Annotated in this window: 24 protein-coding genes; 11 read left to right on the forward strand and 13 right to left on the reverse strand. The window is 61.4% G+C overall.

What is annotated here, in order from left to right; translation table 11 throughout:
* The first annotated feature begins 3 nt into the window (after window positions 1-3).
* Window positions 4-315, forward strand: a complete 312-nt coding sequence (locus VQ575_RS05345; RefSeq protein ID WP_198725685.1) for a YqfO family protein — start codon at window positions 4-6, stop codon at window positions 313-315.
* Window positions 316-417: 102 nt separating this feature from the next.
* Here VQ575_RS05345 and nagE read toward each other — a convergent pair whose 3' ends face one another.
* Genes nagE through VQ575_RS05370 form a run of 5 tightly spaced genes read right to left on the reverse strand, consistent with a single transcriptional unit; the run spans window position 418 to window position 7,588 of the window.
* Window positions 418-2,136, reverse strand: coding sequence for an N-acetylglucosamine-specific PTS transporter subunit IIBC (gene nagE, locus VQ575_RS05350; RefSeq protein ID WP_325919208.1), 1,719 nt, complete (start codon window positions 2,134-2,136; stop codon window positions 418-420).
* 32 nt (window positions 2,137-2,168) lie between these two features.
* Window positions 2,169-4,682, reverse strand: a complete 2,514-nt coding sequence (ptsP, locus tag VQ575_RS05355; protein ID WP_039591476.1) for a phosphoenolpyruvate--protein phosphotransferase — start codon at window positions 4,680-4,682, stop codon at window positions 2,169-2,171.
* A gap of 47 nt (window positions 4,683-4,729) precedes the next feature.
* Window positions 4,730-5,752, reverse strand: a complete 1,023-nt coding sequence (locus VQ575_RS05360; protein ID WP_152668434.1) for an SIS domain-containing protein — start codon at window positions 5,750-5,752, stop codon at window positions 4,730-4,732.
* The gene (gene nagA / locus VQ575_RS05365; protein WP_039591474.1) at window positions 5,733-6,839 is read right to left on the reverse strand and encodes an N-acetylglucosamine-6-phosphate deacetylase; all 1,107 of its coding nucleotides are present in this window, start codon (window positions 6,837-6,839) and stop codon (window positions 5,733-5,735) included. The genes VQ575_RS05360 and nagA overlap by 20 nt, the downstream gene beginning before the upstream one ends.
* Window positions 6,840-6,856: 17 nt before the next feature.
* A complete protein-coding gene (locus VQ575_RS05370; RefSeq protein WP_039591473.1) occupies window positions 6,857-7,588 on the reverse strand; it encodes a GntR family transcriptional regulator in 732 nt (243 codons plus the stop codon).
* Window positions 7,589-8,132: 544 nt separating this feature from the next.
* Here VQ575_RS05370 and VQ575_RS05375 point away from each other — a divergent pair.
* From VQ575_RS05375 to VQ575_RS05385, 3 genes are all read left to right on the forward strand, one after another.
* Window positions 8,133-8,771: a DUF6036 family nucleotidyltransferase gene (locus VQ575_RS05375; RefSeq protein ID WP_039591472.1), complete on the forward strand. Its 639-nt coding sequence runs from the start codon at window positions 8,133-8,135 to the stop codon at window positions 8,769-8,771.
* Complete coding sequence (locus tag VQ575_RS05380) at window positions 8,755-9,207, forward strand: hypothetical protein (RefSeq protein WP_039591471.1); 453 nt, start codon at window positions 8,755-8,757, stop codon at window positions 9,205-9,207. The genes VQ575_RS05375 and VQ575_RS05380 overlap by 17 nt, the downstream gene beginning before the upstream one ends.
* Window positions 9,208-9,450: 243 nt before the next feature.
* Window positions 9,451-9,807 (forward strand): DUF6124 family protein, encoded by a 357-nt coding sequence (locus VQ575_RS05385; protein WP_082112091.1) that lies wholly within the window; start codon window positions 9,451-9,453, stop codon window positions 9,805-9,807.
* An 85-nt stretch (window positions 9,808-9,892) separates the two neighbouring features.
* Here the strand turns inward: VQ575_RS05385 and VQ575_RS05390 are convergent, their stop codons facing one another.
* Window positions 9,893-10,399: a L,D-transpeptidase family protein gene (locus VQ575_RS05390; RefSeq protein ID WP_039591469.1), complete on the reverse strand. Its 507-nt coding sequence runs from the start codon at window positions 10,397-10,399 to the stop codon at window positions 9,893-9,895.
* Between the two features lie 42 nt (window positions 10,400-10,441).
* Complete coding sequence (locus tag VQ575_RS05395; protein WP_039591468.1) at window positions 10,442-10,993, reverse strand: NUDIX hydrolase; 552 nt, start codon at window positions 10,991-10,993, stop codon at window positions 10,442-10,444.
* A gap of 145 nt (window positions 10,994-11,138) precedes the next feature.
* Between VQ575_RS05395 and VQ575_RS05400 the strand changes: the two genes are divergently transcribed.
* From VQ575_RS05400 to VQ575_RS05410, 3 genes are read left to right on the forward strand one after another with little or no spacing between them, the layout of a single operon-like run.
* Window positions 11,139-11,738 carry a CoA pyrophosphatase gene (locus tag VQ575_RS05400; protein WP_039591467.1) on the forward strand — a complete coding sequence of 200 codons (600 nt, stop codon included), beginning with the start codon at window positions 11,139-11,141 and terminating at the stop codon, window positions 11,736-11,738.
* Between the two features lie 16 nt (window positions 11,739-11,754).
* Entirely contained in the window at window positions 11,755-12,279 is a 525-nt protein-coding gene (locus VQ575_RS05405; protein ID WP_039591466.1) for a gamma carbonic anhydrase family protein, read from the forward strand.
* Entirely contained in the window at window positions 12,276-12,485 is a 210-nt protein-coding gene (locus VQ575_RS05410; RefSeq protein ID WP_039591465.1) for a DUF1289 domain-containing protein, read from the forward strand. The genes VQ575_RS05405 and VQ575_RS05410 overlap by 4 nt, the downstream gene beginning before the upstream one ends.
* Before the next feature lie 73 nt (window positions 12,486-12,558).
* On the opposite strand, the gene VQ575_RS05415 is transcribed toward VQ575_RS05410, so the two are convergent.
* On the reverse strand, window positions 12,559-13,176 hold the full coding sequence (locus VQ575_RS05415) for a Pr6Pr family membrane protein (RefSeq protein ID WP_082112092.1): 618 nt from the start codon (window positions 13,174-13,176) through the stop codon (window positions 12,559-12,561).
* 30 nt (window positions 13,177-13,206) lie between these two features.
* A complete protein-coding gene (locus VQ575_RS05420) occupies window positions 13,207-13,437 on the reverse strand; it encodes a VF530 family protein (RefSeq protein WP_325919210.1) in 231 nt (76 codons plus the stop codon).
* A gap of 454 nt (window positions 13,438-13,891) precedes the next feature.
* On the opposite strand from VQ575_RS05420, the gene VQ575_RS05425 reads away from it, so the two are divergent.
* Window positions 13,892-16,306, forward strand: a complete 2,415-nt coding sequence (locus VQ575_RS05425) for a glucose/quinate/shikimate family membrane-bound PQQ-dependent dehydrogenase (protein ID WP_039591463.1) — start codon at window positions 13,892-13,894, stop codon at window positions 16,304-16,306.
* A gap of 129 nt (window positions 16,307-16,435) precedes the next feature.
* Here VQ575_RS05425 and purT read toward each other — a convergent pair whose 3' ends face one another.
* The 4 genes from purT to VQ575_RS05445 form a co-directional block, all read right to left on the reverse strand.
* Window positions 16,436-17,617, reverse strand: a complete 1,182-nt coding sequence (purT, locus tag VQ575_RS05430) for a formate-dependent phosphoribosylglycinamide formyltransferase (protein WP_039591462.1) — start codon at window positions 17,615-17,617, stop codon at window positions 16,436-16,438.
* Between the two features lie 89 nt (window positions 17,618-17,706).
* Window positions 17,707-18,174 carry a VUT family protein gene (locus tag VQ575_RS05435; protein WP_039591461.1) on the reverse strand — a complete coding sequence of 156 codons (468 nt, stop codon included), beginning with the start codon at window positions 18,172-18,174 and terminating at the stop codon, window positions 17,707-17,709.
* Window positions 18,175-18,309: 135 nt separating this feature from the next.
* Entirely contained in the window at window positions 18,310-19,095 is a 786-nt protein-coding gene (locus VQ575_RS05440) for a siderophore-interacting protein (RefSeq protein ID WP_039591460.1), read from the reverse strand.
* Window positions 19,092-19,658, reverse strand: coding sequence for a PadR family transcriptional regulator (locus VQ575_RS05445; RefSeq protein ID WP_039591459.1), 567 nt, complete (start codon window positions 19,656-19,658; stop codon window positions 19,092-19,094). Before VQ575_RS05445 ends, VQ575_RS05440 begins: the two co-directional genes overlap by 4 nt.
* A 436-nt stretch (window positions 19,659-20,094) precedes the next feature.
* On the opposite strand from VQ575_RS05445, the gene VQ575_RS05450 reads away from it, so the two are divergent.
* The 3 genes from VQ575_RS05450 (at window position 20,095) to VQ575_RS05460 (ending at window position 24,591) form a co-directional block, all read left to right on the forward strand.
* A complete protein-coding gene (locus VQ575_RS05450; RefSeq protein WP_039591458.1) occupies window positions 20,095-20,586 on the forward strand; it encodes a CS1 type fimbrial major subunit in 492 nt (163 codons plus the stop codon).
* 121 nt (window positions 20,587-20,707) lie between these two features.
* Window positions 20,708-23,242 (forward strand): TcfC E-set like domain-containing protein, encoded by a 2,535-nt coding sequence (locus tag VQ575_RS05455; protein ID WP_325919212.1) that lies wholly within the window; start codon window positions 20,708-20,710, stop codon window positions 23,240-23,242.
* An 80-nt stretch (window positions 23,243-23,322) separates the two neighbouring features.
* Entirely contained in the window at window positions 23,323-24,591 is a 1,269-nt protein-coding gene (locus VQ575_RS05460; RefSeq protein ID WP_039591456.1) for a hypothetical protein, read from the forward strand.
* Window positions 24,592-24,607: the final 16 nt, after the last annotated feature.

A 24,607-nucleotide genomic window follows, 5' to 3' on the forward strand; every position in this document is an offset into this window, starting at 1 on the left:
ACGGTGTACAAGCTCTGCTTCTTTGTCCCGGCCAGCCATGTGGACGAGGTCAAAAGCGCCGTATTCGCTGCCGGTGGCGGGCGAATCGGCGATTATGATCATTGCGCTTGGCAGGTACTGGGCCTGGGTCAGTTTCGCCCCTTGGACGGCAGCCAGCCGTTCATTGGCGAGGTGGGGCAGGTCGAGCAGGTCGAGGAGTGGAAGGTGGAGCTTGTTGTCGCCGATGAGTTGATCCGCCCCGTGGTGGAGGCGCTGAAACAGAGCCATCCCTACGAGACACCGGCGTATGAAGTGTGGCGGTTGGAGGAATTCTGATTCTCCTGCGCTGAAAACGAAAAACCCGCTGACTGGTTCAGCGGGTTTTTTATTGCCGGTGATTTTGTGTACACGAACCCTCGCCACAGGAATTGTGCTGTGTCAGCCACTGGAGGCTTCAGCCTTGACCCCGTCTCGATTTACAGCCGTTGCCAACGCCCGCCACAACCCCGGCGCTTTCTCCCCTAGCAGCAAGTGCCAGACGCCACCCTCCAGCGAGCTAACCCCCTGGCAACCCAGCGCCTTGAGCTGGCTTTCCGACAACCGCTTGCCATCAGCCAACTGCACCCGCAAACGGCTCATCGCCACGCAATCAAGCTGCAATACATTCCCGCCACCGCCCAGGGCATCGAGCCATTGTTGCGCTTCGGCAGTGGGCACGCGTGGCGATTCTTCGATAGTTTCCGGTTCGGGCGTTGGGGCAGCCCGTTCGGAAGAGGGCAACGCCAAGCGGATCTCATCAGCGATGCTATCGGCCATCGGCCCCACCACCACCTGCAAGCTGCCGCCGTTGCCAGGGCGGACCACGGCCATGGCGCCGAGGGCCTTGAGCTGGGCGTCGGACGCCTTGTTGCGGTCCACCATGTCCAGGCGCAAGCGTGTGGTGCAGGCGCCGACGGTGATCAGGTTGTCGGCGCCGCCCAAGGCCTGGATATACGCAGCGGCGCGTTGGTTTTCGGCGATGACCGGTTTGTCGCCCGCCGGCACCTCTTCACGCCCCGGCGTCTTCAGGTCGAAGCGGCGGATACAGAAATCGAACACCAGGTAATAGATCAGCGCATAGGCCAGGCCCACCGGAACGACCAACCAGCCGTTGGTGGATTCGCCCCAGCCCAGCACCATGTCGATAAAGCCGCCCGAGAAGGTAAAGCCCAAGTGGATATCCAACATATTGGTCACCGCCATCGATAGGCCGGTGAGCAACGCGTGGACCAGGTACAACAGTGGCGCGAGGAACATGAAGGCAAATTCGATGGGCTCGGTGACGCCGGTCAGGAATGAAGTCAGCGCCATCGACAAGAAGATCCCGCCCATGACTTTGCGCCGCTGCGGCAGGGCGTTGCGGTACATCGCCAGGCACGCGGCGGGCAGGCCGAAGAGCATCACCGGGAACATGCCGGTCATGAATTGGCCGCCCTTGGGGTCGCCGGCGAAATAGCGGGTCAGGTCACCGGTGACGACCGCGCCGGTGGTGGGGTCAGTGAAGCTGCCGAAGATGAACCAGGCCATGTTGTTGAGGATGTGGTGCAGGCCGGTCACGATCAGCAACCGGTTGAACACGCCGAAGACGAACGCGCCGAAGCTGCCGCTGGCCATCAGCAGCTCGCCGAAGGCGTTGATGCCGTGCTGGATCGGCGGCCAGATCAGGCCGAACACCAGGCCAAGGCCCACGGCGCTGAAACCGGTGACAATCGGCACGAAGCGTCGCCCGCCAAAAAACGCCAGGTACTCCGGCAGCTTGATGTCCTTGAAGCGGTTGTACAGCGCGCCGGCCAACAGGCCGCTGATGATTCCGGCGAGCATGCCCATGTTGATGGTCGCGTCGAGCACCTTCAGCGTCGCGATCATCACCAAGTAGCCGATGGCCCCGGCCAGCCCGGCCGTGCCGTTGTTGTCCCGGGCGAAGCCCACGGCGATGCCGATGGCGAAGATCATCGGCAGGTTGGCGAAAATCGCTTCGCCGGCATCGTGGATGATCGCGATATTCAACAGGTCCGTGTCACCCAGGCGCAGCAGCAGGCCGGCGATCGGCAAGATCGCGATCGGCAGCATCAACGCCCGGCCGAGGCGCTGAAGCCCTTCGATGAAATGCTGGTACATGGCGTCTCTCCTTTATTGTTCTTCGACGTGGCTCAGCCCAGGGGCCAGTGTTGATGACAGGCCTGGCGCACGGCGGCGGCGCTGGCGAGGTTGAGCAAATCGGTACTGACGCGGCGGCACTGGGCGGCATCGAGGCGGCGTACGCGATCCTTGATTTCGCCGATTTGCGGCGGGCTGACCGACAGCTCTCGCACACCCAGCCCGATCAGCACCGGCGTCGCCAGGGGATCGGAGGCCAGGGCCCCGCACACGCCGACCCAACGCCCATGTTTGGCGGCGCCGGCGCAGGTCTGGGCAATCAGCCGCAACAGCGCCGGGTGCAAGGCATCGACCCGGGCGGCGAGACCGGCGTGGTCGCGGTCCATGGCCAGGGTGTATTGGGACAGGTCGTTGGTGCCGATGGACAGGAAGTCCGCGTGCTCGGCCAGTTGCTCGGCGAGCAGGGCGGCGGCCGGTACTTCGATCATCACTCCAAGCTGCGGGCGTTCGCTCACGCCAAGTTCGGCACCCAATACGTCGAGGCGCTGGCGGATGTGCAGCAGCTCGTCGACCTCGGTGACCATCGGCAACAGAATCCGGCAGCGCTGCAGCGGCCGAGTTTGCAGCAGTGCGCGCAGCTGTTGATCCAGCAGCTCCGGCCGCGCCTGGGCCAGGCGAATGCCCCGCAGGCCGAGCACCGGGTTGGCTTCGGTCGGCAGCGGCAGGTAGTCCAGTTGTTTGTCACCGCCGACGTCGATGGTGCGGATGATCACCGGCTTGTCGCCCATGGCATCGAGCACGGCTTGATAGGCCTGGCGTTGCTCCTCTTCGTCGGGTGCGGTGTGACGGTCGACGAAGAGAAATTCGGTGCGCAGCAAGCCGATGCCATCGGCGCCGTTGGCCAAGGACTCGCTTGCCTCGACGCTGGAGGCGACGTTGGCGGCGACTTCAACCTCCACCCCATCGACGGTTCGCGCAGGTGTATGGGCAAGGGTCCGTTGCTCGGCGCGCAGGGCTGCGCGTCGGGTCTGTGCTTGTTGCACCTGCGCCAGGCGTTCGGCGGTTGGCGTGAGTTCGAGGCGGCCATTGTCAGCGTCCAGCACCACCGGCTGCCCAGGCGCCTGTGCAAGCAGGACCTCGCCCAACGCCACCAGGCAGGGCAGGCCTTTGCCACGAGCGAGGATTGCCACATGGGAGGTCGCTCCGCCCGCGGCCATGCACACCCCGGCGACGCCTTGGGCGCTGAGTTGCAACAGGTCCGACGGCGTCAGTTCCTGGGCGACGACAATGGCGCCCGCCGGTACGTCGAATTGCCAGGCCTCACCGAGCAGCGCCCGCAGGACTCGCTGGCGCAGGTCATGCAAATCGTTGGCGCGCTCGGCCAGCAGCGCGCTGTGCAATTGCCGCAGTACTTGGCACTGCAGGTCAATGGAGTGGCTCCAGGCGTGGGTCGCCGCACAACCTTGATCGATGGACTGGTACGCGGCGTCCAGCAGCACTGGATCTTCCAGTAACGCCAGGTGGGCGCTGAAAATCGCTTGCTCATCGACCAGGTGCCGGGCTTGGGCGTTTGCCAGCGTCTGCTGGATATCGCGGCTGACTTGCCCAAGGGCCTGGCGCAATCGTTGCCGTTGTTCTTCGGCGTCGTGGCCGCCGGGATCCTCGGACAATTGGATACCGTCCAATCGAATCAGCGGTCCGCTCACCAAGCCAGGCGCGGCGCAGACGCCTTGCAATACGCCATCTTCAGCGGCACGCCTGGGCGGCTGGACCTGCGGCGCCTTCGCGTGGACCTCTTCGGCCAACGCCGTGGACAGGGTCGCCAGCAACGCTTGCAATGCCGCTTCGGCATCGCGGCCGCGACAGCTGACATGCACTTCGGCCTGCTCGCTGATCGCCAGGCCCATCATGCCCATCACACTGTCGCAGGACGCCGACCGGCCGCCGAAGTGCAGGTGCGAGCGGCTCTTGAAACCCTGTGCGGTCTGGCGAACCAAGGCTGCCGGTCGCGCATGCAGGCCGCCGCGATGGGCGATGCGGATCTGGCCGGACACTTCGATGCCGCCATCCGAATCATCGACGCGTTCTTCGCCTGGCGCCTTGGCGACGATGTGCAACAAGGGATCGCCGACCTTGACGCCTTTAAGGGTAATCGGCCGTGCCTGGAAGTGTTCGCCATTGGTAACGATCAGCAGGCTGACCAGGCTCTTGCAGCGTTGGGCCACTTTGTCGAGGTCATAGCGCAGCAGCGCCTGGCCGTGGCTGATCCGCGCACCTTCCTTGACCAGCATGGAAAAACCGTCGCCCTGCAACTCGACGGTGTCCAGCCCCAGGTGCAGCAGCAGCTCGGCGCCGTTGTCGGCTCGCAGGGTCACGGCGTGGCCGGTGCGAGCGACGTGGATTACCTCGCCATCGCACGGTGCGTAGAGGGTGTCGTTCAGTGGATCGATGGCGATCCCGTCGCCCATGGCGCCGCTGGCGAATACCGCGTCCGGGACGTTGGTGAGGGTGAGCACCGGACCGCTGAGCGGGGCGCTGAGGATCAGCTCTTTATTGTTGTTGGGCATGGGCTCGCTCTCTTTGGGATCTCGTTGGCCTTGCGTGGCTTATCGGGTCAGTGGGTCCGGGTGACCTTGCTCAAATGCCGTGGCTGATCCGGGTCCAGGCCTCGGGCTACCGCCAGCCGGGCGGCCATGCCATAGAAACTCTGAATCGCCAGGATCGGGTCCAGGGCCGCATGCTCGGCGCAGCTCAGCGTCAAGTCGCGCTCGACGATGTCATCCGGCGCAGCCAGCAATACCCGGGCCCCGCGCTGGCGCATGTCGGCGGCCAGGCTCAACACACCCGCCTGCTCGGCACCGCGCGGCGCGAACACCAGCAACGGATAATGCTCATCGATCAGCGCCATCGGCCCGTGGCGGACCTCGGCGCTGCTGAAGGCTTCGGCCTGGATCGCCGAGGTCTCCTTGAATTTGAGCGCCGCTTCCTGGGCGATGGCGAACCCGGCGCCACGGCCGATCACCATGAGCCGCTGGCATTCGCGCAAGGCCTCGACGGCAGGGCTCCAATCCTGGCTCGCGGCGTCGCGCAGTCCTCCGGGCAAGGCATCGCCGGCTTCGAGCAACTCGGCATCGTCTTTCCAGTGAGCCACCAACCGTGCGCTGGCGCTGAGGGTGGCGATAAAACTCTTGGTCGCGGCAACGCTGCTTTCGATGCCGGCGCACAACGGCACGTTGAATTCACAGGCCGCCTCCAGGGGAGAATCCTCTGCGTTGACCATCGCCACGCTCAAGGCGCCGCGCTTGCGCAACAGGCGCAGGCTGTTGACCAGGTCCGGGCTCTGTCCCGATTGGGAGAAGGCGAACGCCACCTGGCCGCTGACCTTCAGCGGCGCCTGTTGCAGGGTGACCACCGACATCGGCAGCGACGCCACCGGCAAGCCCAATTGCTGCATGGTCAGGTAGGCGAAGTAACTGGCGGCATGGTCGGAACTGCCCCGAGCGACAGTCATCGCCACCTGCGGCGGTTGACGGCGCAGGCGTCCGGCGATTTCCGCCAGCGTCGGATCCAGCCGCTGTAATTGCCGCTCGACGGCTTCGGCCGAGGCGAGGGCCTCTTCAAGCATTTTGCAAGTCAATGGCTTCTCCTTCGACCATCACGTCGATCAGGTTCAGGGCTCGGTCAAGGCGCACACAGTCGGCCCAGGCGCCGGGTTGCAGGCGTCCGCGTTCGGGCAGGCCGAGGTAATCGGCGGGAAATTGCGACAGGCGTCGGGAGGCGTCGTCGAGGGGCAGGCCGATTTTCACCAGGTTGCGCAAAGCCTGGTCCATGGTCAGGGTGCTGCCGGCCAGGGTGCCGTCGGCCAGGCGCACACCGCCCAGGCATTTGGTGACGGTGTGGCTGCCCAGCTTGTATTCGCCATCGGGCATGCCGGCGGCGGCGGTGGAGTCGGTGACGCAATACAGGCACGGGATCGAACGCAACGCCACGCGCATGGCGCCGGGGTGCACGTGCAGCAGATCCGGGATCAGCTCGGCATATTGCGCATGGGCCAGCGCCGCGCCGACGATGCCCGGCTCGCGGTGATGCAACGGGCTCATGGCGTTGTACAGATGGGTAAAACTGCTGGCCCCGGCCGTGAGCGCCGCGACGCCTTCTTCGTAACTGCCGAGGGTATGGCCGATCTGCATGCGCACGCCGCGAGCGCTGAGGGCGCGGATCAGGGCATCGTGACCGGCGATTTCCGGCGCGACGGTAATCACCCGGATTGGCGCCAGGGCCAGGTACGCCTCCACTTCTGCCATCAACGCGGTGTGGGCGAAATTCGGTTGGGCGCCGAGTTTGCCGGGGTTGATATAGGGGCCTTCCAGGTGCACACCGAGAACACGTGCACTGCCGCTGGACCGCTGTTCGCAGAACTCACCGAGGGCCTTGAGTACGCTGGCGATTTCTTCGCTCGGCGCCGTCATGGTGGTGGCGAGCAACGCCGTGGTGCCGAAGCGCACATGGGTGCGGGCAATGGTGTCGAACGCCGCGGCGCCTTCCATGATGTCCTTGCCACCGCCGCCGTGCACGTGCAGGTCGATGAAGCCGGGCAGCAGGTAGGGCAGGTCATTGCTCGTCGGATCGCAAGGCTGGCCTTCGATGGACACGACCCTGCCGTGTTCATGGACCAGGCGGCCGCGGATCCAACCGTTGGCGGTGAGGATGTTGTCTTCGGACATGGGGATTCTCTGGTCGTCTAGCGCCGCAACTCTGCGACAAAGTCGTAGTAGTCGTTGCGGCAATAGGTGTCGGTGACTTCGATGGGCGTGTTGTCTTCCAGGTAGCCGACCCGGGTCATCAGCAGCATCGCGGTGCCGGGGGCGATGCCCACCAGGGCGGCGAACTCGTCCGAGGCGTTGATGGCCTGGATGTGCTGTAGGGCGCGCACCACCGGTTTGCCGATGCCGTCGAGAAATTCATAAAGCGAATCGCCCACCGCCTGCGGCTTGGGAATGATCGACGCGGGCAGGGTGCTCATCTCGATGGCCATGACCGTGTCGTCGGCCTTGCGCAGCCGTTTGAGCCGGGCAACTTTGTCGGTGGGCGACAGGCCCAGGCGGATCAATTCTTCGTGGGTCGGCGGGGTGATGTTCCGCTCCAGCCACTGTGAACCGGGCACGAAGCCTTTGAGCCGGAGCATCTCGCTGAAGCCGCTGAGGCGCGAGAGCGGTTGTTCCAGGCGCGGCGTGATGAAGGTGCCCGAGCCTTGGTTGCGGCGGATCAGGCCTTGTTCGAACAGCACCTCCAGCGCCTTGCGGGCGGTCACCCGGGAAATACCCAGTTGCTCGCTCAGGCTGCGCTCGGAAGGCATCGCTTGCTCGGCTTTCCAATGGCCGGCGTGGATGGCCGCTTCGAGGTTGCGTGCCAATTGCAGGTAGAGCGGGGTGGGTTGGGTGTCGTCGGGGCGTAGGACCAGGATGTCGTTCATTGGCGATGCGTCCGATGCGATTGTAGGAGTTTTCCTCGGCTAACGGGGTGGAAACTAATACCACTTGAATACCATGTCAACGCTGCTTTTCCGGGGTTTTATAGCGTTTTCTGGGTCTCTATGAGGGTGGTTCTTCAAGTGGTATTAGGGTGGTGATGATGTGGCGTTGAATTGCAGCGTTGGGCTGGGGTTTTTAGAGGTCAGTGGTATGCATGAGGGGCGGGTTTTGAGATTTGATATTTATTTTTGGTGGTGAGCGGTGATGGGGCGTTTTGTGTATATCCGTTACCGCAGCAATGGTTATGTACCCAATTCAATCCAAAAAAAGCCTATCTGGAATTTCGTCTGAAACATCCATGGTCAAGTGGACGGTCTGTCAGACGCACCGAAGTTTCCGACATGTTTTTAAGGTTGTGCCTCGGAAGCGAGGGCTCTAGCTTTCGAGGCCCAAATCTCCTAGCGCAGGGATCGCTTACCAGTCTTTAGGACGACCAAGCGGCAGATCCAAGTTTCAAGGAGCAACATCAGCCTCTGAGGTTCAAACATGAAACTGCCGGATATGATCACTCCCCGACTTAATACAGGTACCGCCCTAGGACAGGCTTTGATTTCAATGTTCAAGTCTGTCGAAGCGGAGCTGACGTTTGAGAACGCAGCGCCTGGGGTGCTCAAAATCATCATTTTTGGTGGGTGCGCAGTGCACCTTTATACGAACCATCGTGTCTCCATGGACGTTGACGCCGAAATTTATGAGGCAAACCTTCCAGAAAATTTTCATCTTCGAACCTTGCTTGCGGAAGTGCCTGAGCAATTCGTCGACGAAAAATCCGGCCGGTTGATGGAGCTCAACTACGACCTTCAATACAACACTAGCTTCGGTCCGATTCACGAAGACTATTGGGCTCGAAGCCTCCCTCTTGAAGAGTTCTCGGTAGAATCTCCTTTGCACGTTCACATTGCTGCCCCTGTCGATATTGCGATTTCAAAACTGGGCAGAGCAACGGATCAAGATATTGGCGATATCATGGCGCTCCTGAGGGCCGGCTTCATATTGACCGCTGAGCTGAGTCGACTGGCATCGCAGGCGATTGATGTATATGTTGGCAACAAAGAGTCTCCAACCTCTGTTCTTACCTCTATTTTGCAAAATTATTTGGAGAATACAGATGGCGAAGCCTGCTAACGGCCAAGTCCTCTCAGCCGCTCTGGACAAATTGGTCAAAAGCCCGTTGGATCACGCAGATGATGTTGCGCTCGTGAGCACAGCCAAAGCTGTTTGGTACTCCAATTTGGACTTGATAAGCGTAACCCAGGCTTTCTTGAGTCAACACACTGATGAGCTCGAGTTGCGTCGCGCAGGATATTTGCTCGAACGACTCACTCGATTTTCCTGTGTCACGGACAGCCGTGCGTTGGAGGTCTTCAAAGCCCTTGAGCTATTTTTACGCTCGACACCCAAGCAAGCCATAACCTCACAAACCGCTGTTGCGCTTCGCAAACGCCGTGATGAACTCGCTCTCTCTTGGGGGCTGAATGAAGGTCTTGGCTTGAAGGTGCAAACCCTCTTGCCTTTTCAGACTCGGCATTATGAGGCTGAGCAGCGCGCAGCTTTTGGGTGAATACGAATGTCATCAACGAAAACCGGCCTAGGCCGGTTTTTTGTTATGTGAATCATCATCCCTTGGTCTGTCAGACGCACCGAAGTTTCCGACATGTTTTTAAGGTTGTGCCTCGGAAGGCAGGGCTCTAGCCTTTGGGTGTCGCTGCCAATTCAGCGACCGGGTTTGACCGTCCGAAAAAAATCAGGGGGCAATAGGCCCGGACGCTTTGTCCTGGGCTCCATTAAATCAAAGGAGCTTCAATTGAAAAATAATTCTGACATGCCCAAACCCGCCTCAGCCTTCCCCTACGGCGACTACGCCCCCGACAAGCTCAAAGAAGCCGCCGACCGCGCGATGGACCATTACCTCAAGCCCGACGACGGCGAACCAGAACCCAAACCCTCGGTGCAGTTGTTCACCGTATCGGACAACGTCGACACCGAAGCCCTGCTAGCCAACCTCAGCGAAACCCTGGCCTCGGCCAATGCGGTGCTGAGCGACCTGCTGTTTGACTTGGACGGTTCGCGTCGCCATGTGGCGTTGGGTGTGGCGCAGATGATCGAGCTGGGGACGTTGTTGGCGAACAAGGCGTTGGACCGGGTTGAGTTGCGGACTTGACGCCATAGTTGCCGGCCTCATCGTCGGACCGTCCCAGCGGGAGCAAGCTCCCTCGCCAAGAGCTGCTCACCAAAGCAAGTGGAGGTTACGGCCGAATCTCGATCATCGTCCCATCCGGCACCAGGTTCCACACCTCGCGCATGTCCACATTGCGCATGGCAATGCAGCCGTCGGTCCAGTCCAGCGTATGGAACAACTGCTCAGGATTGTCTTCCGAATCCGGGGTGCCGTGGATCATGATCATGCCCCCCGGCTCCACGCCTTCACGGCGGGCGCGGGCGGCGTCGCTGATGTTGGGGTAGGAGATGTGCATCGACAGGTAGAACTTGTCGCTGACCTTGCGCCAGTCGATCCAGTAAAAACCTTCGGGGGTGCGCTTGTCGCCTTCGATCAGCTTGGGGCCTTTCTTGGCGCCTTTGCCCAGTGAGATGCGATAGGTCTTGAGCGGCTTGCCGTCGTTGATCAATTGCAATTGATGGGCGGACTTGAGCACCAGCACTTTTTCGATGACCTTGCCATTGTAGGTTCCCACGGCGGCGGCCTGGGACACCGCGGTGAATGACAAGCAGAACAGGACAAGCAACCAGCGCATTGAAACGATATCCCTAGAGGTGTCGCGGCTATATTGGATTTTCTAAGTATTGGCGGGCTGAGCCAGCGGCGGTATCGACTCGGATCGCACCGGGTAATCCTCGGCCCGCCGGTCAGCGTAGAAGTATTCTAGGGTACGGCCGACGGTGCGGAAAGCCAGCTCGTCCCAGGGGATGTCCGCCTCTTCGAACAACTGCACTTCCAGGCTTTCGGGCCCGGCGGCGAAGTCCAGGTCCATCAGTTCGGCGCGGAAGAATACATGCACCTGGCTGATGTGCGGTACGTCGATCAGCGTATAGATGCTCAGGTTGCGCACTCGGGCGCAGGCTTCCTCGGCGGTTTCACGCACGGCGGCCTGCTCGACGGTCTCGCCGTTCTCCATGAAGCCTGCCGGCAATGTCCAGTAACCGCGCCGCGGCTCGATGGCGCGCCGGCACAACAGGACTTTACTGCCCCAGGTCGGCACGCAACCGGCGACAATGTTGGGGTTCTGGTAATGGATGGTGTGGCAGGTGTCGCAAACAAAGCGCAGGCGCGAGTCGCCCTCGGGTATGCGCTGGGTTACCGGGTTACCGCACTGGCTGCAGAATTTCATGCTGGGATTCCTGAAGGCTGCGCCTATCTTGGCGTGCGTTGGCCGGTGCGGCAAGTTGTCGTTTCGCGACACGACGCGGTGCGGGGCTTGGGCCGCTTGAACGATTGGTGCATGATGCAAGGTAGCGAATAAATCGAGAAGTCTCATGCTGGACGAGCTACTGCATCGAGTAAGCAACCATACCCCGCGTGATCTGCAGGCTGACCAACGTTTCCCGGAAGCTGCGGTGCTGGTGCCGATCACTCGCAGCGATGAACCGGAGCTGGTGCTGACCCTGCGCGCCAGCGGTCTCTCGACCCACGGCGGCGAGGTGGCTTTCCCCGGCGGGCGCCGAGACCCGGAGGACCCCGACCTGATCTTCACCGCCCTGCGCGAAGCCGAGGAAGAAATCGGCCTGCCGCCCGGCCTGGTCGAAGTGATCGGCCCCCTCAGCCCGTTGATCTCGCTGCATGGCATCAAGGTCACGCCGTATGTCGGCGTGATACCGGATTACGTCGAATACCAGCCCAACGACGCCGAGATCGCCGCGGTGTTCAGCGTGCCGCTGGAGTTTTTCCGCGAAGACCCGCGCGAGCACACGCACCGCATCGACTACCAGGGCCGCAGTTGGTACGTGCCCAGCTACCGCTTCGAGGGGTACAAGATCTGGGGCCTGACGGCGATCATGATCGTTGAGTTGGTGAATCTGCTGTACGACGCCGATATCGACCTGCACACCCCGCCCAAGACTTTCATCAACACCTGATGCCCGAGGACACCTCATGAAATACCGCCTGGGCGATGCCCGTGTCGAAACCCATCCACAGAGCTGGGTCGCGCCCAACGCCACGCTGGTGGGCAAGGTCCGCCTCGAAGAGGGCGCCAACGTCTGGTTCAACGCCGTGTTGCGGGGTGACAACGAATTGATCCTGATCGGCAAGGACAGCAACGTGCAGGACGGCACCGTGATGCACACCGACATGGGTTATCCGCTGACCATCGGCACCGGCGTGACCATTGGCCACAACGCCATGCTCCACGGCTGCACCGTCGGAGACTACAGCCTGATCGGCATCAACGCAGTGATCCTCAACGGCGCGAAGATCGGCAAGAACTGCATCATCGGCGCCAATTCGCTGATCGGCGAAGGCAAGGAGATTCCCGACGGTTCGCTGGTAATGGGCTCCCCCGGCAAGGTGGTGCGGGAATTGACCGACGCCCAGAAGAACATGCTCGTAGCCAGTGCGGCGCACTATGTGCACAACGCGCAGCGCTATGCTCGCGACCTGGTCGAGCAGGAACAATGAACGCGCCCGAACGCCCGGTGCCATCGCCCTGCGTGAACATCTGCGCGCTCGACGATGACGACATCTGTACCGGCTGCCAACGCACCGTGGCGGAAATCACCCGGTGGAGCCGGATGGACAATGCCGAGCGGCGCGGGGTTTTGGCGTTGTGCCATGAACGGGCCAAGGCCAGTGGGTTGGTGTGGATGTTGCCGGCGGGGCGATGATTGTGAACACATCCCCCTGTGGCAAAAAATGATCTGTGGCGAGGGGATTTAATGCCCTCGCCACAAGGGCATCTCACAAGGCTTCAACCGATCGTCGTCCCAACCACCGATCCAACCCCACCACCCCCAGCGCAATCCCGACGAACCCCGCCAATATCCCCCCGGCATTGATGAACACCTGTGGATAACCCAGGCTCGCCACGTCAATGAACGGGTAGGGATAGGCCGCCAGCAAATCTCCCCGCAGCAGGATGTAAGCGAAGTACACCAGCGGATAAATCATCCAGAGTCCGATGTGGGCCAGGCGCAACGTGCCTTTGGGCACCCACAGCCCCCAGTAGATGATGAACAGCACCGGCATGACGTCGTGGAGTAATTCATCGGCAATAAATTGCCAGCCTTGCGGCTGCCAAAGGTGGCGCAGCAGCAGGTTATAGGCGAGGCCGACCAGGGCGATGCTCACCGCGATGCCGCTGCGTACCGCAGGAAGCAGGAACCAGCGCCGGACGGCTGATTCGCGCTGTGTCAGTTCCCAGGTCAGCACTACGGCGGCCAAGGTATTGGTCAGCACCGTAAAAAAACTGAGGAAATTGACCAGGCCACCCAACAGGCTCGCGCCCAGTTCCCAGCGCCCGAGCAGAATCAAGTAAAGCTGGATACTCAATCCCGCCCAGCCGAGCAATGCCAGCATCCACACGAAACCGGTTCGAACGCCCACGGTTCAATCGGGCCGCTTGGTGCGCATCAGCTTGACGTACAGGCGTTCGACTTTTTCTCGCGCCCATGGCGTCTTGCGCAGGAAGGTCAGGCTCGACTTGATGCTCGGGTCGCTCTTGAAGCAACGGATGTCGATGCGTTCGGCCAGGCCCGACCATTCGTAGTGCTGCACCAGAATGTTGAGGGTCTGCTCCAGCGTCACGCCGTGCAGCGGGTTATTGTTCGGTTCGGTCATGGCAGGCCTATGCATGGAGAGCTGTAAAGCCGCGCACCTTAGCCGAGGCGCCCTTCGGGGGGAAGTGCCGCTGTTATCACTGCCTTGTGGGTCTGCCACACTGTTACCGAATCCGAGATGATCCATGTCAACAAAAGCGCTTTCTCTATTTGTAACAGGACATTATCCTTGCGCCGCCCGCTGAAACGCTTCTTCTAGCGTGCCAGAGCGGTTGCATGTGGTGAATTGCTTTCCTGGCCCTATTGCACTGACTCTGCAGAGACAGCGCTATCTCAGCGTGCGGTGTATTCAGCGTTGGGGTGGCGGGTCAACCGCTTTCGCGAGCAAGCCCGCTCCCACAGCGGACCGCGTCAATCGAATTTGCCTTTTTTCAACTGAACCATGCCCCCTCAGGATCGTCATCTAAAGTGACTACTTGCGCGGGACTCTTTGAAACGTCACGGAGATACACACTATGAGCGCTGAGGGTGCTTTGAGTCGAAGCCGTCTGCTACCGAGCTTGCTCGGCATTCTGCTTCTATTGATGGGGCTGGCCTTGCTGGCCGGTGGGATCAAACTGAGTACGCTCGGCGGCTCGCTGTATTACTTGCTGGCCGGTATCGGCCTGGCGATCACTGGTGTACTGCTGGTCCTGGCGCGCCGTGCAGCGCTGGGCCTGTACGCGCTGGTGCTCTTCGCCAGTACGGTCTGGGCATTATGGGAAGTGGGCCTGGATTGGTGGCAATTGGTGCCACGCCTGGCAATGCTGTTTGCCTTGGGCATCGTCATGCTGCTGCCGTGGTTCCGCCGCCCGCTGCTGACCGGCGATGCTTCGCCCATGGGCACCCGAGCGCTGGGCGCCGCCGTCGTGATCGCCGGTATCGCCGCGCTGGCCAGCCAATTCACCAATCCCGGTGAAATCAAGGGTCAACTGGACCGCGACAGCGTGCCGGGCATGACCAACACCGCACCGGCCATGCCGGACGGGGATTGGAACTCCTACGGCCGCAGCGCCCATGGCGACCGCTATTCGCCGCTGGCGCAAATCACCCCCGAGAACGTCAGCAAGCTGAAGCAAGCCTGGTCCTATCGCACTGGCGACCTGCCAGGGCCGAACGATCCGGGCGAAACCACCGCCGAAAACACTCCGTTGAAGGTCAACGGCATGCTCTACGTGTGCACGCCTCACAGCCAAGTGATCGCCCTGGAGCCTGAAACCGGCAAGGAAATCTGGCGTTTCGATCCGAAGCTTTCCACGCAAAAAGCGGAAAACTTCAAGGGTTGGGCCCACATGACCTGCCGTGGCGTGACCTACCACGACGATGCTGTCTACGCGTCCGCCGAGCAGAGCCCGACCGGCACCGCCAGTACCACGCCGGCCAGCACCGTGTGCCCGCGGCGGATCTTCCTGCCGACCGCCGACACCCGCCTGATCGCCCTCAACGCCGACACCGGCAAGATGTGCGAAGACTTCGGCGACAAGGGCCAGGTCGACCTGACCGCCAACATCGGCGGTTTCACCGCGGGTGGTTACTACTCCACCTCGCCACCGGCAGTCACCCAGAACCTGGTGGTGATCGGCGGCCACGTCACCGATAACGTTTCCACCGACGAGCCAAGCGGCGTCATTCGCGCCTACGACGTACACACCGGCAAGCTGGTGTGGAACTGGGACAGCGGCAACCCGGACGACACCACGCCGATTGCCGAGGGCAAGACCTACACCCGCAACTCCCCGAACATGTGGTCCATGTTCAGCGTCGATGAAAAACTCGGCATGCTCTACCTGCCGATGGGCAACCAGACGCCTGACCAGTTCGGTGGATTCCGCACACCGGAGTCGGAAAAATACGCCGCCGGCCTGACCGCCCTGGACATCGCCACCGGCAAGGTGCGCTGGTACTTCCAGTTCACCCACCACGATCTCTGGGACATGGACGTCGGCGGTCAGCCGACCCTGATGGACCTGAAGACCGCCGATGGCGTGAAACCGGCCGTCCTGGCGTCGACCAAGCAGGGCAGCATCTACGTGCTGGACCGCAGCAATGGCCAGCCGATCGTGCCGATCAAGGAAATCCCGGTGCCGCAAGGCGCGGTGGAAGGCGACTTCACTTCGCCGACCCAACCGATGTCCGACCTGAACTTCGTGCCGCCGGTCCTCCAGGAACGCGACATGTGGGGCGTCACCCCGTTCGACCAGATGTTGTGCCGGATCGACTTCAAGTCGCTGCGCTATGAGGGCATGTTCACGCCGCCGTCGCTGCAAGGCTCGATCGTCTACCCAGGCAACTTCGGCGTGTTCGACTGGGGCGGCATTTCGGTCGATCCGGTGCGCCAGATCGCTTTCGTCAACCCGAGCTACATGGCGTTCAAGTCGAAACTGGTGCCAGCGGCGGAAGTGGCCGGTGGCCCGGGTCGCAAGAGCGAAACCGAAGGCGTGCAGCCGAACAAGGGCGCGCCGTATGGCGTGATCCTCGAAGCGCTGCTTTCGCCCATGGGCCTGCCTTGCCAGGCGCCTGCCTGGGGTTATGTCGCGGCGGTGGACCTGACCAATAACAAGACCCTGTGGAAGCACAAGAACGGCACCGTGCGTGACAGCTCGCCGGTCCCGATCCCGCTGAGCATGGGTGTCCCAAGCCTGGGTGGCACCTTCACCACCGCCAGTGGCCTGGCGTTCCTCAGCGGCACGCTTGACCAGTACTTGCGCGCCTACGACGTGAAGAATGGCAAGCAGTTGTGGGAAGGCCGCCTGCCTGCCGGCGCCCAGACCACGCCGATGACCTATACCGGCAAGGACGGCAAGCAATACGTGCTGGTCGTGGCCGGTGGCCACGGTTCCCTGGGCACCAAGCAGGGCGACTATGTGATTGCCTACAAACTGCCGGATTAAACCCGAGCTGCGCTCATGAAAAAGGCGACACCCTTGCGGGTGTCGCCTTTTTTGTTTCTTCACTGAGCCTGTGTGAACGCAGGCCTTTGAGCTCCCTCGCTACAGGGGATCGTGCTCAGCCTTGGGCTTTTACAGTTCGATCTTGACCGCCTGGGAAGCGCGGGTCGCCTTGGCGCGGGCGGCTTCGATGGATTCGTCGCGGGCCAGGGCCACGCCCAGGCGGCGCTGGCCGTTGACTTCCGGTTTGCCGAACAGACGCAGCGCCGTGTCCGGCTCGCTCAGGGCGGCGCCGAGATTGGCGAACGCGGTCTGGGTCGACTGGCCTTCCACCAGGATCACCGCCGAAGCCGAAGGGCCGAACTGGCGGATCAACGGGATTGGCAAACCGAGAATGGCGCGGGCGTGCAAGGCGAACTGCGACAGGTCCTGGGAAATCAGCGTCACCAGGCCGGTGTCGTGCGGGCGCGGCGAGACTTCGCTGAACCACACCTGGTCGCCCTTGATGAACAGCTCGACACCAAACAGGCCGCGACCACCCAGGGCCTCGGTCACTGCCTTGGCGACGCGCTCGGATTCGGCCAAGGCCACCGGGCTCATGGCCTGGGGCTGCCAGGATTCCTGATAGTCGCCTTTTTCCTGGCGGTGGCCGACGGGTGCGCAGAACGTCGTGCCGCCCACGTGACGCACGGTGAGCAAGGTGATTTCGTAGTCGAAGTCGATGAAGCCTTCGATGATCACCCGACCCTTGCCGGCACGGCCGCCTTCCTGGGCGTAGTCCCAGGCTTTCTGCACGTCATCGGCGCTGCGCAGCAGGCTCTGGCCCTTGCCCGAGGAACTCATCACCGGCTTGACCACGCACGGGAAGCCCAGGGTTTGCACAGCCTTGCGGTAGTCTTCGACAGTGTCGGCGAAAAAGTACGGCGAGGTCGGCAGGCCCAGCTCTTCGGCGGCCAGGCGACGAATACCTTCGCGGTTCATGGTCAGTTGCGCGGCGCGAGCGGTAGGGATCACCGTGAAACCTTCGGCTTCCAGTTCCACCAGGGTCGCAGTGGCGATGGCTTCGATTTCCGGCACGATGTAGTGCGGCTTCTCGGCCTCGATCACCGCGCGCAGGGCGGCGCCGTCGAGCATGTTGATCACGTGGCTGCGGTGGGCCACTTGCATGGCCGGTGCATTGGCATAGCGATCCACAGCAATCACCTCGACGCCCAGGCGCTGCAGCTCGATTACCACTTCCTTGCCCAGCTCACCGCTGCCACACAACAAAACGCGGGTCGCGGTGGGCGACAATGGAGTTCCGATACGGGTCATCTGAAGGTCCTCAAACAGGAGCGGGTCATTGGGGCGCGCGCCGGGCGAGCTTCCCATGGGAGAAAGCGCGGCATTTTACATGAACCGCGTCAGCCGGCGATGGCCTGTTTGCGCAGGCGCCAGGCCATGATCAGCCAGACGGCCGTGACCCCGGCGAATTTCGAGAGCAGGGCGGTCGTCACCACTGCGGGGGTCAGGGCGTCGATCAGGCCGAAGAAAATGAAGGTGTCGAGGGGGATGCTCAAGGCCGAACTGATCCACAGACGGTCATGCAGCGGACGCTTGGTGACGGTGAACACCAGCCAGTCGATGCACTCCGATACGGCGAACGCGGTGGCGCTGGCCAGGGCGATGGTCGGGTCGCAAGTGACGTAGGACAACACCAGCGCCGCCAGCATCGCCACGATGGCGCCGTGGCCGAAACGGGTCTGCACCATGTCGCGCAACACGAACACCAGCCCGCCCCAGGCCGACCAGATGACGTCCAGGTGCGGCGCGGCGGAGAAAGCGAAGTTGATCAGCACGACGCTGCCGATGTAGGCGATCAGGAAAAGCATGGGGCGGGGCACCTGGTATTGCCGGATAAGGTATTAAAGGACAGCGATAGCACCTGTGGCGAGGGAACAAGCTCCCTCGCCACAGGTGGATGGCGGTTTCAATGGGTGAAGAGTACTTCAGCCACCGCCACGCCCTCAATCTTCCTCACTGTTATCCAGTTTCCAATACCCCACCGCCTTCACGAAATCCTGGTCCAGCCCTTTCTCTTCCAGCAGCACCCTGCGAATCTGCCGCGACACTTTGCTTTCGGTCGCGACCCAGGCGTACAGCTTGCCGCCGGGCATCTCCAGCTGCTGCACGGTGCGCAGCAGGCTGTCCTGGCGACCCTCGCGCAACACCCAGATCACATGCACCTGCGCCGGGCTGTGGAGCACTTGCTGTTCGGCGCCATTTTCCACTTCCACCACCACCAGCGCACGCCGATTGGGGGCGAGGCCCTCGAGGCGACGGGCGATGGCGGGCAGGGCGGTTTCGTCGCCGATCAACAGGTAGCTGTCGAAGATGTCCGGTACGACCATCGAGCCCCGGGGGCCGGCGATATACAGGTGGTGCCCCGGTGCTGCCTGCGCGGCCCAGGTCGAGGCAGGGCCGTCACCGTGGAGCACGAAGTCGATGTCCAGTTCGAGGGTGTCCAGGTCATAGCGGCGCGGGGTGTAGTCGCGCATTTCAGGCATCGGGCCCTGGGCTTTGCCGGCAGTGGGGTTGAAATCTTCCAGGGCGGCGTGCTCCTCCGCATTTTGTGGGAACAGCAGCTTTACGTGATCGTCCGTGCCCAGGCTGACGAACCCGGCCAGCTCCGGCCCGCCGACCGTGATGCGGCGCATGCGCGGGGTCAGGTCCTCGACCCGCAGCACTTGCAGGCGGCGGCGTTTGATCTCGTGGCTGACGCGGTGAATGGTGTTTGGATCGATTTCGGTCATTGGCTTGACTCCGAGACAGGTGGACGGTCGCAACCGTCGACGATGGCTTTGGCGGTGGCGTTGAGCAAGTCGCACACCCGCCGGGTTTCTTCAGGACTCCAGCGGCCAGAGTGATTTTGCAGCGCATGGCGCAGGTTATACACCGCTTCCTGGACCTGCGGGGGGCGATCATGGCCGTGCAGCGTGCGCTTGCTGTCTTCAATGCGTGTGCGCACCTCTTCCAGCGTCTGGGCCTGCTTCTCAAGTGATAGACGTCCAGCATCGGTCACGCTGTAGCATTTTTTTTCTGTTTCAACGCAGCAGGTGACCATCGCGTTTTTTTCCAGGAAGGCCAGGGCCGGGTAGATCACCCCAGGGCTGGGGCTATAGGCCCCTTCGAACATCTTTTCGATCCTGCGGATCAGGTCATAGCCATGGCAGGGCTGTTCAGCGATCAGGGCCAACGACAGTAACTTGAGGTCCCCGGCGGCGAATACACGAGCGTTGCGTCGGTTACGGTCACGACCGGTCGGGTGTCGCTCGAAACCATCGTGGGCGTTGGGATCGGAATAAGGGGCTGCCATGTACTGCTCTCCATGCTGCATAAGTTAATGCGAAGTGCTGGTTCTTTATTTGAGATACATCTTTGCGCTTGATATATCTTGAAGTTGAGATATATCTAGTTGAGTTGATGTTGTATGAGTTGCCCAAGACCTTACCTGAATGAGTCGGGCTTGAGAGGAGGGCGCCTTTTTTTATGATTTTTATTGACTTTTATAGAGGCCGCTTGGTGCATGGTTTTGTGGGCAGTTTCTTACATCCAAATTGGCGTTTTAAATGAATTAAGGTATTTTTCTCTCTTTTGTATGGTGGAATTACTACAAGTGCTTGGGAATTTGCCTGCTTTTTTTTAGTTGTTAAGAACCGATCATGCCCAGCGTTGAAGTTGCAGCTCTCGAACTATTAGGCGAGCTGCAACTTCAGCCCTTCTCTTTATGGCTATGAACAGGTATTAACAACATGCTCAAACAATTCATGACCGGTGCTTCGCTGGCAGCCGCTGCCCTGAGTTCCTCGCTGGCATTCGCCGCCGATGATGCGCGCTCGTCCATCCATATCAGCGCGAACATCCCGACCCAACAGTTCCATGTGCAGCCGCGCAACCCGGACTTCGGTAAGGATGAGACCATGAGCTACAACACGGTCAGCGGCACCTTGTCGTCGTTGCGCGCTACCTATGACGTGAAGAACACCGAGGGCTCGGTCCACGCCTACATCGAGGGCGGTCCGGCGGCGCTGTACAACGGCAGCAACTCCATCGCGCTGACCACGGCTTTCAACGGCGTCACCCTGACCGCCACGCCTCAGGAAGTGGTGGACGATGCGACCTCCACACCGGGTACCCAGGCTGACATGACCATCGTCGCCGCCAGGCCGCTCGATACCCAGAACGGCCTGTACACCGCCGACATGACCGTCATCTTCGACGCCGTGCCTCGCGCTACTCCGTGATGTCATTCAATGCCCGCTGAGGTTCTCCTCTTCGGGCATTGCTGCAGGCCGGCCGGTCTTCCCCAGCCGGTCGGCCTGTCCCTGAAACGCCCAGATAGCTCGCTGATTAGAGAGTCCGTTGATGTTTCCGATGACACCCATCGCGGGTGCGCTCGCGCTGCTGTTGTGCGCGAACGCATTCGCCGCGCCGACTGCCCCTGGTACGACACCGAAAAGCTTGTTGTCCCAGGCCAAAGGCTTGCCGGCGGAATTTGAATCCCATTTCTTCGATGTGCCCTTGGCGGTTCGTGTTGAACTCAATCAACAGTTCCTCGGCGAAGCCATGGTGGTATTGAGCCGGGACGACCGCATCACATTGCTCGAATTCACCGATACCCAGGACAGTTCGATCAATCACGTCGAGCGCCAGCAATGGGAGCAACACCTCAAGCAGGGGCAGCCGTTGGGCGCCTGCGAAGCTGGGTGCCCGTCCGGGCTGCTCGCCGTGCACTACAGCCTCGAAAATTCATTGGTTTCGATCCTGACCCGGGACGTGGAGCGCTTGACGCAAGCCAAGCGTTACTACGATCAGCCGGAAGAAGGCAGCCTGGGCCTGATCTTCAACAACCAACTCAATATCAATGGTGGCCAGGAACAGGACACTGGCGGGCGTTACGGCCTCAATGCCAGTTCCAGCCTCGGCAACTGGAGCCAGTCGCTGGACTTGCAACTCTCGCGTCTTGGCGGCCCGGACGACAAGCTGTACCACGCCGTCCATGAGCTCCATACCCAGCGGGAAATGGAAGGCTCCTTCTTTCGCCTGGGCTACTTCACGCCCGGTTCCGATGGCTTGAACCGGCAGATTCGTTCATTCGGTGCCAACCCGGACACCGCATTGGGCGTGATGTACGGCAGTTCCGACAGCCTGGCGATCGACAATCCGAAACCCAGCGTCTACCCCATTTATGTCACCGCGAGCCGCCAGGCTTCGGTGGAAATCTATCGCAATGGCCTGCTGATCAATACCCAGGCCGTCAGCGCCGGGCTGCAAAGCCTGGACACCCGCCCCTTGCCTGGCGGGATCTACGAAGTGGAAGTGCGGCTGGTCGAGGATGGGCAAATCACTGCCACCAGCCAGGAGCTGGTCTACAAGCCCAACAATTGGAGCAACTCCGAAGACCGCTGGCGCTACAACCTGTTCGCCGGCCGCGAGACCCGGCTCTGGAGCAACTGGGAAGACCAGCCGTCAGGGTTCATGACGGCCGGGGTCGGCCTCAATTACCTGTTGCATCCCCGGGTGATCCTGGGCGCCTCCACCCGCAAGGTGCAGGACAAGATGCAAGTCGGCACCTCGGTGGACTGGACCCTGGGCACCAGCACCAGCCTGTACGCCAACGTCTATAAAACCCAGGACTACGGCAACGGCATGGACCTGCAAGGGCTGTACAGCTATGGCCAGGGCAGCATCGTCGCCAGCCACAACCGCAGTTGGCTGGACACCCGCAACACTTACGAAACCCTGCCGGACGGTACCCGCATCCGCCAACGTGACGTGTACGTCGGCCATACCAGCAACTCGTCGCTGTCGGTCAATCATCGCTTGAGCAACAAGACGTCCATCAATGGGCGGCTGGCCTACAGCGAAGGCAACGTGCAGGGCACCGGCCTGGACCTGGGTTGGACCCAGCGGGGCAAATTACGCGGCAGCGATGCCAACTGGCGATTGTCGGTGTTCGATCGCCCCGGTACTTCCAGCACGGCCGACAAGCGCAATCGCGGCCTGGACTTGAGCGTCAGTGTCGCCCTGGGTGGGCCGGGCGAGTACTGGTCGGGTAGCGTCGGCACGCGCACCTCCCGCGATGGCGCACGGGACAACAACGCCTCGCTGTCATACCGCCGCGACCTGCAGGACCATGTCCTGCAAAGCGTCTCTGCCACTGCACTGGCTGACACTTATGGCGTGGGCCTGTCCGGCATCGCCAGCTTCCAGACCGACTCGCTGTATGGCGATGGCTTCGTCCAGCGTTCGTCCTACAACGACAACCTCACCGGCGGCCTCAACCTGAGCAGCACGGTGGCCGTGGGCGGCAGCAAGGCAGCCTTTACCGCCATACCCCATGGGCGCGGCGCGGGGATGATCGTCGATGTGGAAGCCGACGTGGATGACGTGATCCTGCGCGCCGACGACTTGACCGGCGGCAGCACCACCTTGCATCCAGGTCGTAACTTCGTCCCCATCACTGCCTATAAAAACAGCATGGTCACCTTCGACTTCGAAGGCGTGCACCCTCCGGCGGCGAGCATCGAGCCCTCGCGCACTCGTTATCACTTGAACAAGGGCGGCGTGGACTACCGCAAGATCAGTGTGTTGAGAACCGTGACCGTGCTCGGTCGCCTGTTGGACGACCAAGGACAACCGCTCAAGGGCCACCACGTCATCAACCACGCCAGCCGCGGTGTCAGCGAGGCGGATGGGTTCTTCTCCATGGAAATGAATGCCGGCTCGCCCACTCTGGAGGTGCGTTATGGCAGCGAGTTGTTCTGCCGGTTCCGCCTTGATCCGGACAGCGCCCAGAGGGAAGGGGACGTGCTGATGATCGGTGATTTGCGCTGTACGCCGGATACGTTGGCCGATACGGCACTCGCCGAGGCTCACGGTGAGAAGCAGCGCTCATGAGATATCTGGGGCGACGATTATTCGACGGGCCCGACACTGCGCATTCGCGGCGATTCCCACTGATACACGAGGTTGTATTGATGAACTATTTATTGGTGGCAGGACGCAAGGTGGCTTCTGTGTCGTTGCTTTCCTTGATATTGGCCGGGCCGCTGACGGCTACCGCGGCTACCGGTGACATCAGCGCGGTTTTCCGGCCAGACCCCGCGAAACCCTCGGAAAACGAGTTCATCAATACCACGCCACCCTCGGGGTTCTGCAGATCATGGCCGACGCGATGTGCTGCTCTAGGTATCTTCAGCCTTGCGCTGCCCATTACTTTCCAGTCAACCAAAGCCATCGAGGCCAATCATTCAGATAGTCGGCAAGGCGCGATGCTCAAGGTGCCAGGCGATTGGCGAGCGCTGCAGGTGACTCATTCGGGCACGGGTGAAAGCCATGAGGTTTCGGTGCGGATTTCCGCGATTGGCGCGACGTATCGCCTCACCCCTGGTGCACAGGAGCTGGTGGGTGGGGGAGTGAGCGTCAGACAGGCGCATATGATGCTTTGGGCCGGCGGGGTCTGGAATAGAGCGCCTTCACCATGCAGTGAGGGCTCAACAGAGGAATTTTATTATGGTGGCAACGCCTTTGAATTTTTCTGGCGAACCCCGCTACAAGATGCTGCGTGTACGAAACAAGCAAAATATCTGATCCCGGCGTTTCTGTATCACGAAATGAGCTATGGATACCAATTGCGCACCCCCAACCCGTTGAAGATGTCGTCGGGTCATTACACGGGAACGCTCACCTATACGGTCGGGCCGGGTCAGGACTTCGACATGGGTGATGTCATGCTGCCGGACGATTCGATTCTGACCCTCAATTTCAATCTCGAAGTCCAACACACCCTCAAAGTCGAAGTTCCTCCAGGCGGCAACCGTGTGGAGCTCGTCCCCCAGGAAGGCTGGCAATCCTGGCTCAACAGCGGGCGCAAGCCGACACGGTTGTTTCGCGACCAGCGCTTTCACATCTCGGCCTCATCACGTTTCAAGATGGGCCTTGAATGCCAATACGTCAGCGGCAACACCTGCGCGATTTCCGAAACCAGCAGCGGTCACCAAGTGCCGGTGAACGTCAGCGTGACGCTGCCCCAGGGCCTGACCGATGGGGCCAACCAACCAGTCGATCGCCGGCCCTTGCTGCTCGATGGCAGCGGCACCGAATTGTTCCAGCCGTCGTTCTACCTGGATCGCAAGTCGGGAATGCTGCATTTCGAAGTGGACCGCAGCAGCGTCGAGGACATGCTCGACAGCGGCGCCAAGGCTTATACGGGCAACGTCACGGTGATCTGGGATTCGGAAGTTTAAAAGGACTTGCTCTATT

The organism is Pseudomonas frederiksbergensis (assembly GCF_035751725.1).
Taxonomy (GTDB): Bacteria; Pseudomonadota; Gammaproteobacteria; order Pseudomonadales; family Pseudomonadaceae; genus Aquipseudomonas; species Aquipseudomonas frederiksbergensis_A.

What these genes read in the sequence shown, in the direction of transcription:
- nagE (WP_325919208.1), bottom strand. Translation starts at nt 2,136, where the DNA reads ATGTACCAGCATTTCATCGAAGGGCTTCAGCGCCTCGGCCGGGCGTTG.
- ptsP (WP_039591476.1), bottom strand. Translation starts at nt 4,682, where the DNA reads ATGCCCAACAACAATAAAGAGCTGATCCTCAGCGCCCCGCTCAGCGGT.
- nagA (WP_039591474.1), bottom strand. Translation starts at nt 6,839, where the DNA reads ATGTCCGAAGACAACATCCTCACCGCCAACGGTTGGATCCGCGGCCGC.
- VQ575_RS05370 (WP_039591473.1), bottom strand. Translation starts at nt 7,588, where the DNA reads ATGAACGACATCCTGGTCCTACGCCCCGACGACACCCAACCCACCCCG.
- VQ575_RS05375 (WP_039591472.1), top strand. Translation starts at nt 8,133, where the DNA reads ATGAAACTGCCGGATATGATCACTCCCCGACTTAATACAGGTACCGCC.
- VQ575_RS05380 (WP_039591471.1), top strand. Translation starts at nt 8,755, where the DNA reads ATGGCGAAGCCTGCTAACGGCCAAGTCCTCTCAGCCGCTCTGGACAAA.
- VQ575_RS05390 (WP_039591469.1), bottom strand. Translation starts at nt 10,399, where the DNA reads ATGCGCTGGTTGCTTGTCCTGTTCTGCTTGTCATTCACCGCGGTGTCC.
- VQ575_RS05395 (WP_039591468.1), bottom strand. Translation starts at nt 10,993, where the DNA reads ATGAAATTCTGCAGCCAGTGCGGTAACCCGGTAACCCAGCGCATACCC.
- VQ575_RS05400 (WP_039591467.1), top strand. Translation starts at nt 11,139, where the DNA reads ATGCTGGACGAGCTACTGCATCGAGTAAGCAACCATACCCCGCGTGAT.
- VQ575_RS05405 (WP_039591466.1), top strand. Translation starts at nt 11,755, where the DNA reads ATGAAATACCGCCTGGGCGATGCCCGTGTCGAAACCCATCCACAGAGC.
- VQ575_RS05410 (WP_039591465.1), top strand. Translation starts at nt 12,276, where the DNA reads ATGAACGCGCCCGAACGCCCGGTGCCATCGCCCTGCGTGAACATCTGC.
- VQ575_RS05415 (WP_082112092.1), bottom strand. Translation starts at nt 13,176, where the DNA reads ATGCTGGCATTGCTCGGCTGGGCGGGATTGAGTATCCAGCTTTACTTG.
- VQ575_RS05420 (WP_325919210.1), bottom strand. Translation starts at nt 13,437, where the DNA reads ATGACCGAACCGAACAATAACCCGCTGCACGGCGTGACGCTGGAGCAG.
- VQ575_RS05425 (WP_039591463.1), top strand. Translation starts at nt 13,892, where the DNA reads ATGAGCGCTGAGGGTGCTTTGAGTCGAAGCCGTCTGCTACCGAGCTTG.
- purT (WP_039591462.1), bottom strand. Translation starts at nt 17,617, where the DNA reads ATGACCCGTATCGGAACTCCATTGTCGCCCACCGCGACCCGCGTTTTG.
- VQ575_RS05435 (WP_039591461.1), bottom strand. Translation starts at nt 18,174, where the DNA reads ATGCTTTTCCTGATCGCCTACATCGGCAGCGTCGTGCTGATCAACTTC.
- VQ575_RS05440 (WP_039591460.1), bottom strand. Translation starts at nt 19,095, where the DNA reads ATGACCGAAATCGATCCAAACACCATTCACCGCGTCAGCCACGAGATC.
- VQ575_RS05445 (WP_039591459.1), bottom strand. Translation starts at nt 19,658, where the DNA reads ATGGCAGCCCCTTATTCCGATCCCAACGCCCACGATGGTTTCGAGCGA.
- VQ575_RS05450 (WP_039591458.1), top strand. Translation starts at nt 20,095, where the DNA reads ATGCTCAAACAATTCATGACCGGTGCTTCGCTGGCAGCCGCTGCCCTG.
- VQ575_RS05455 (WP_325919212.1), top strand. Translation starts at nt 20,708, where the DNA reads ATGTTTCCGATGACACCCATCGCGGGTGCGCTCGCGCTGCTGTTGTGC.
- VQ575_RS05460 (WP_039591456.1), top strand. Translation starts at nt 23,323, where the DNA reads ATGAACTATTTATTGGTGGCAGGACGCAAGGTGGCTTCTGTGTCGTTG.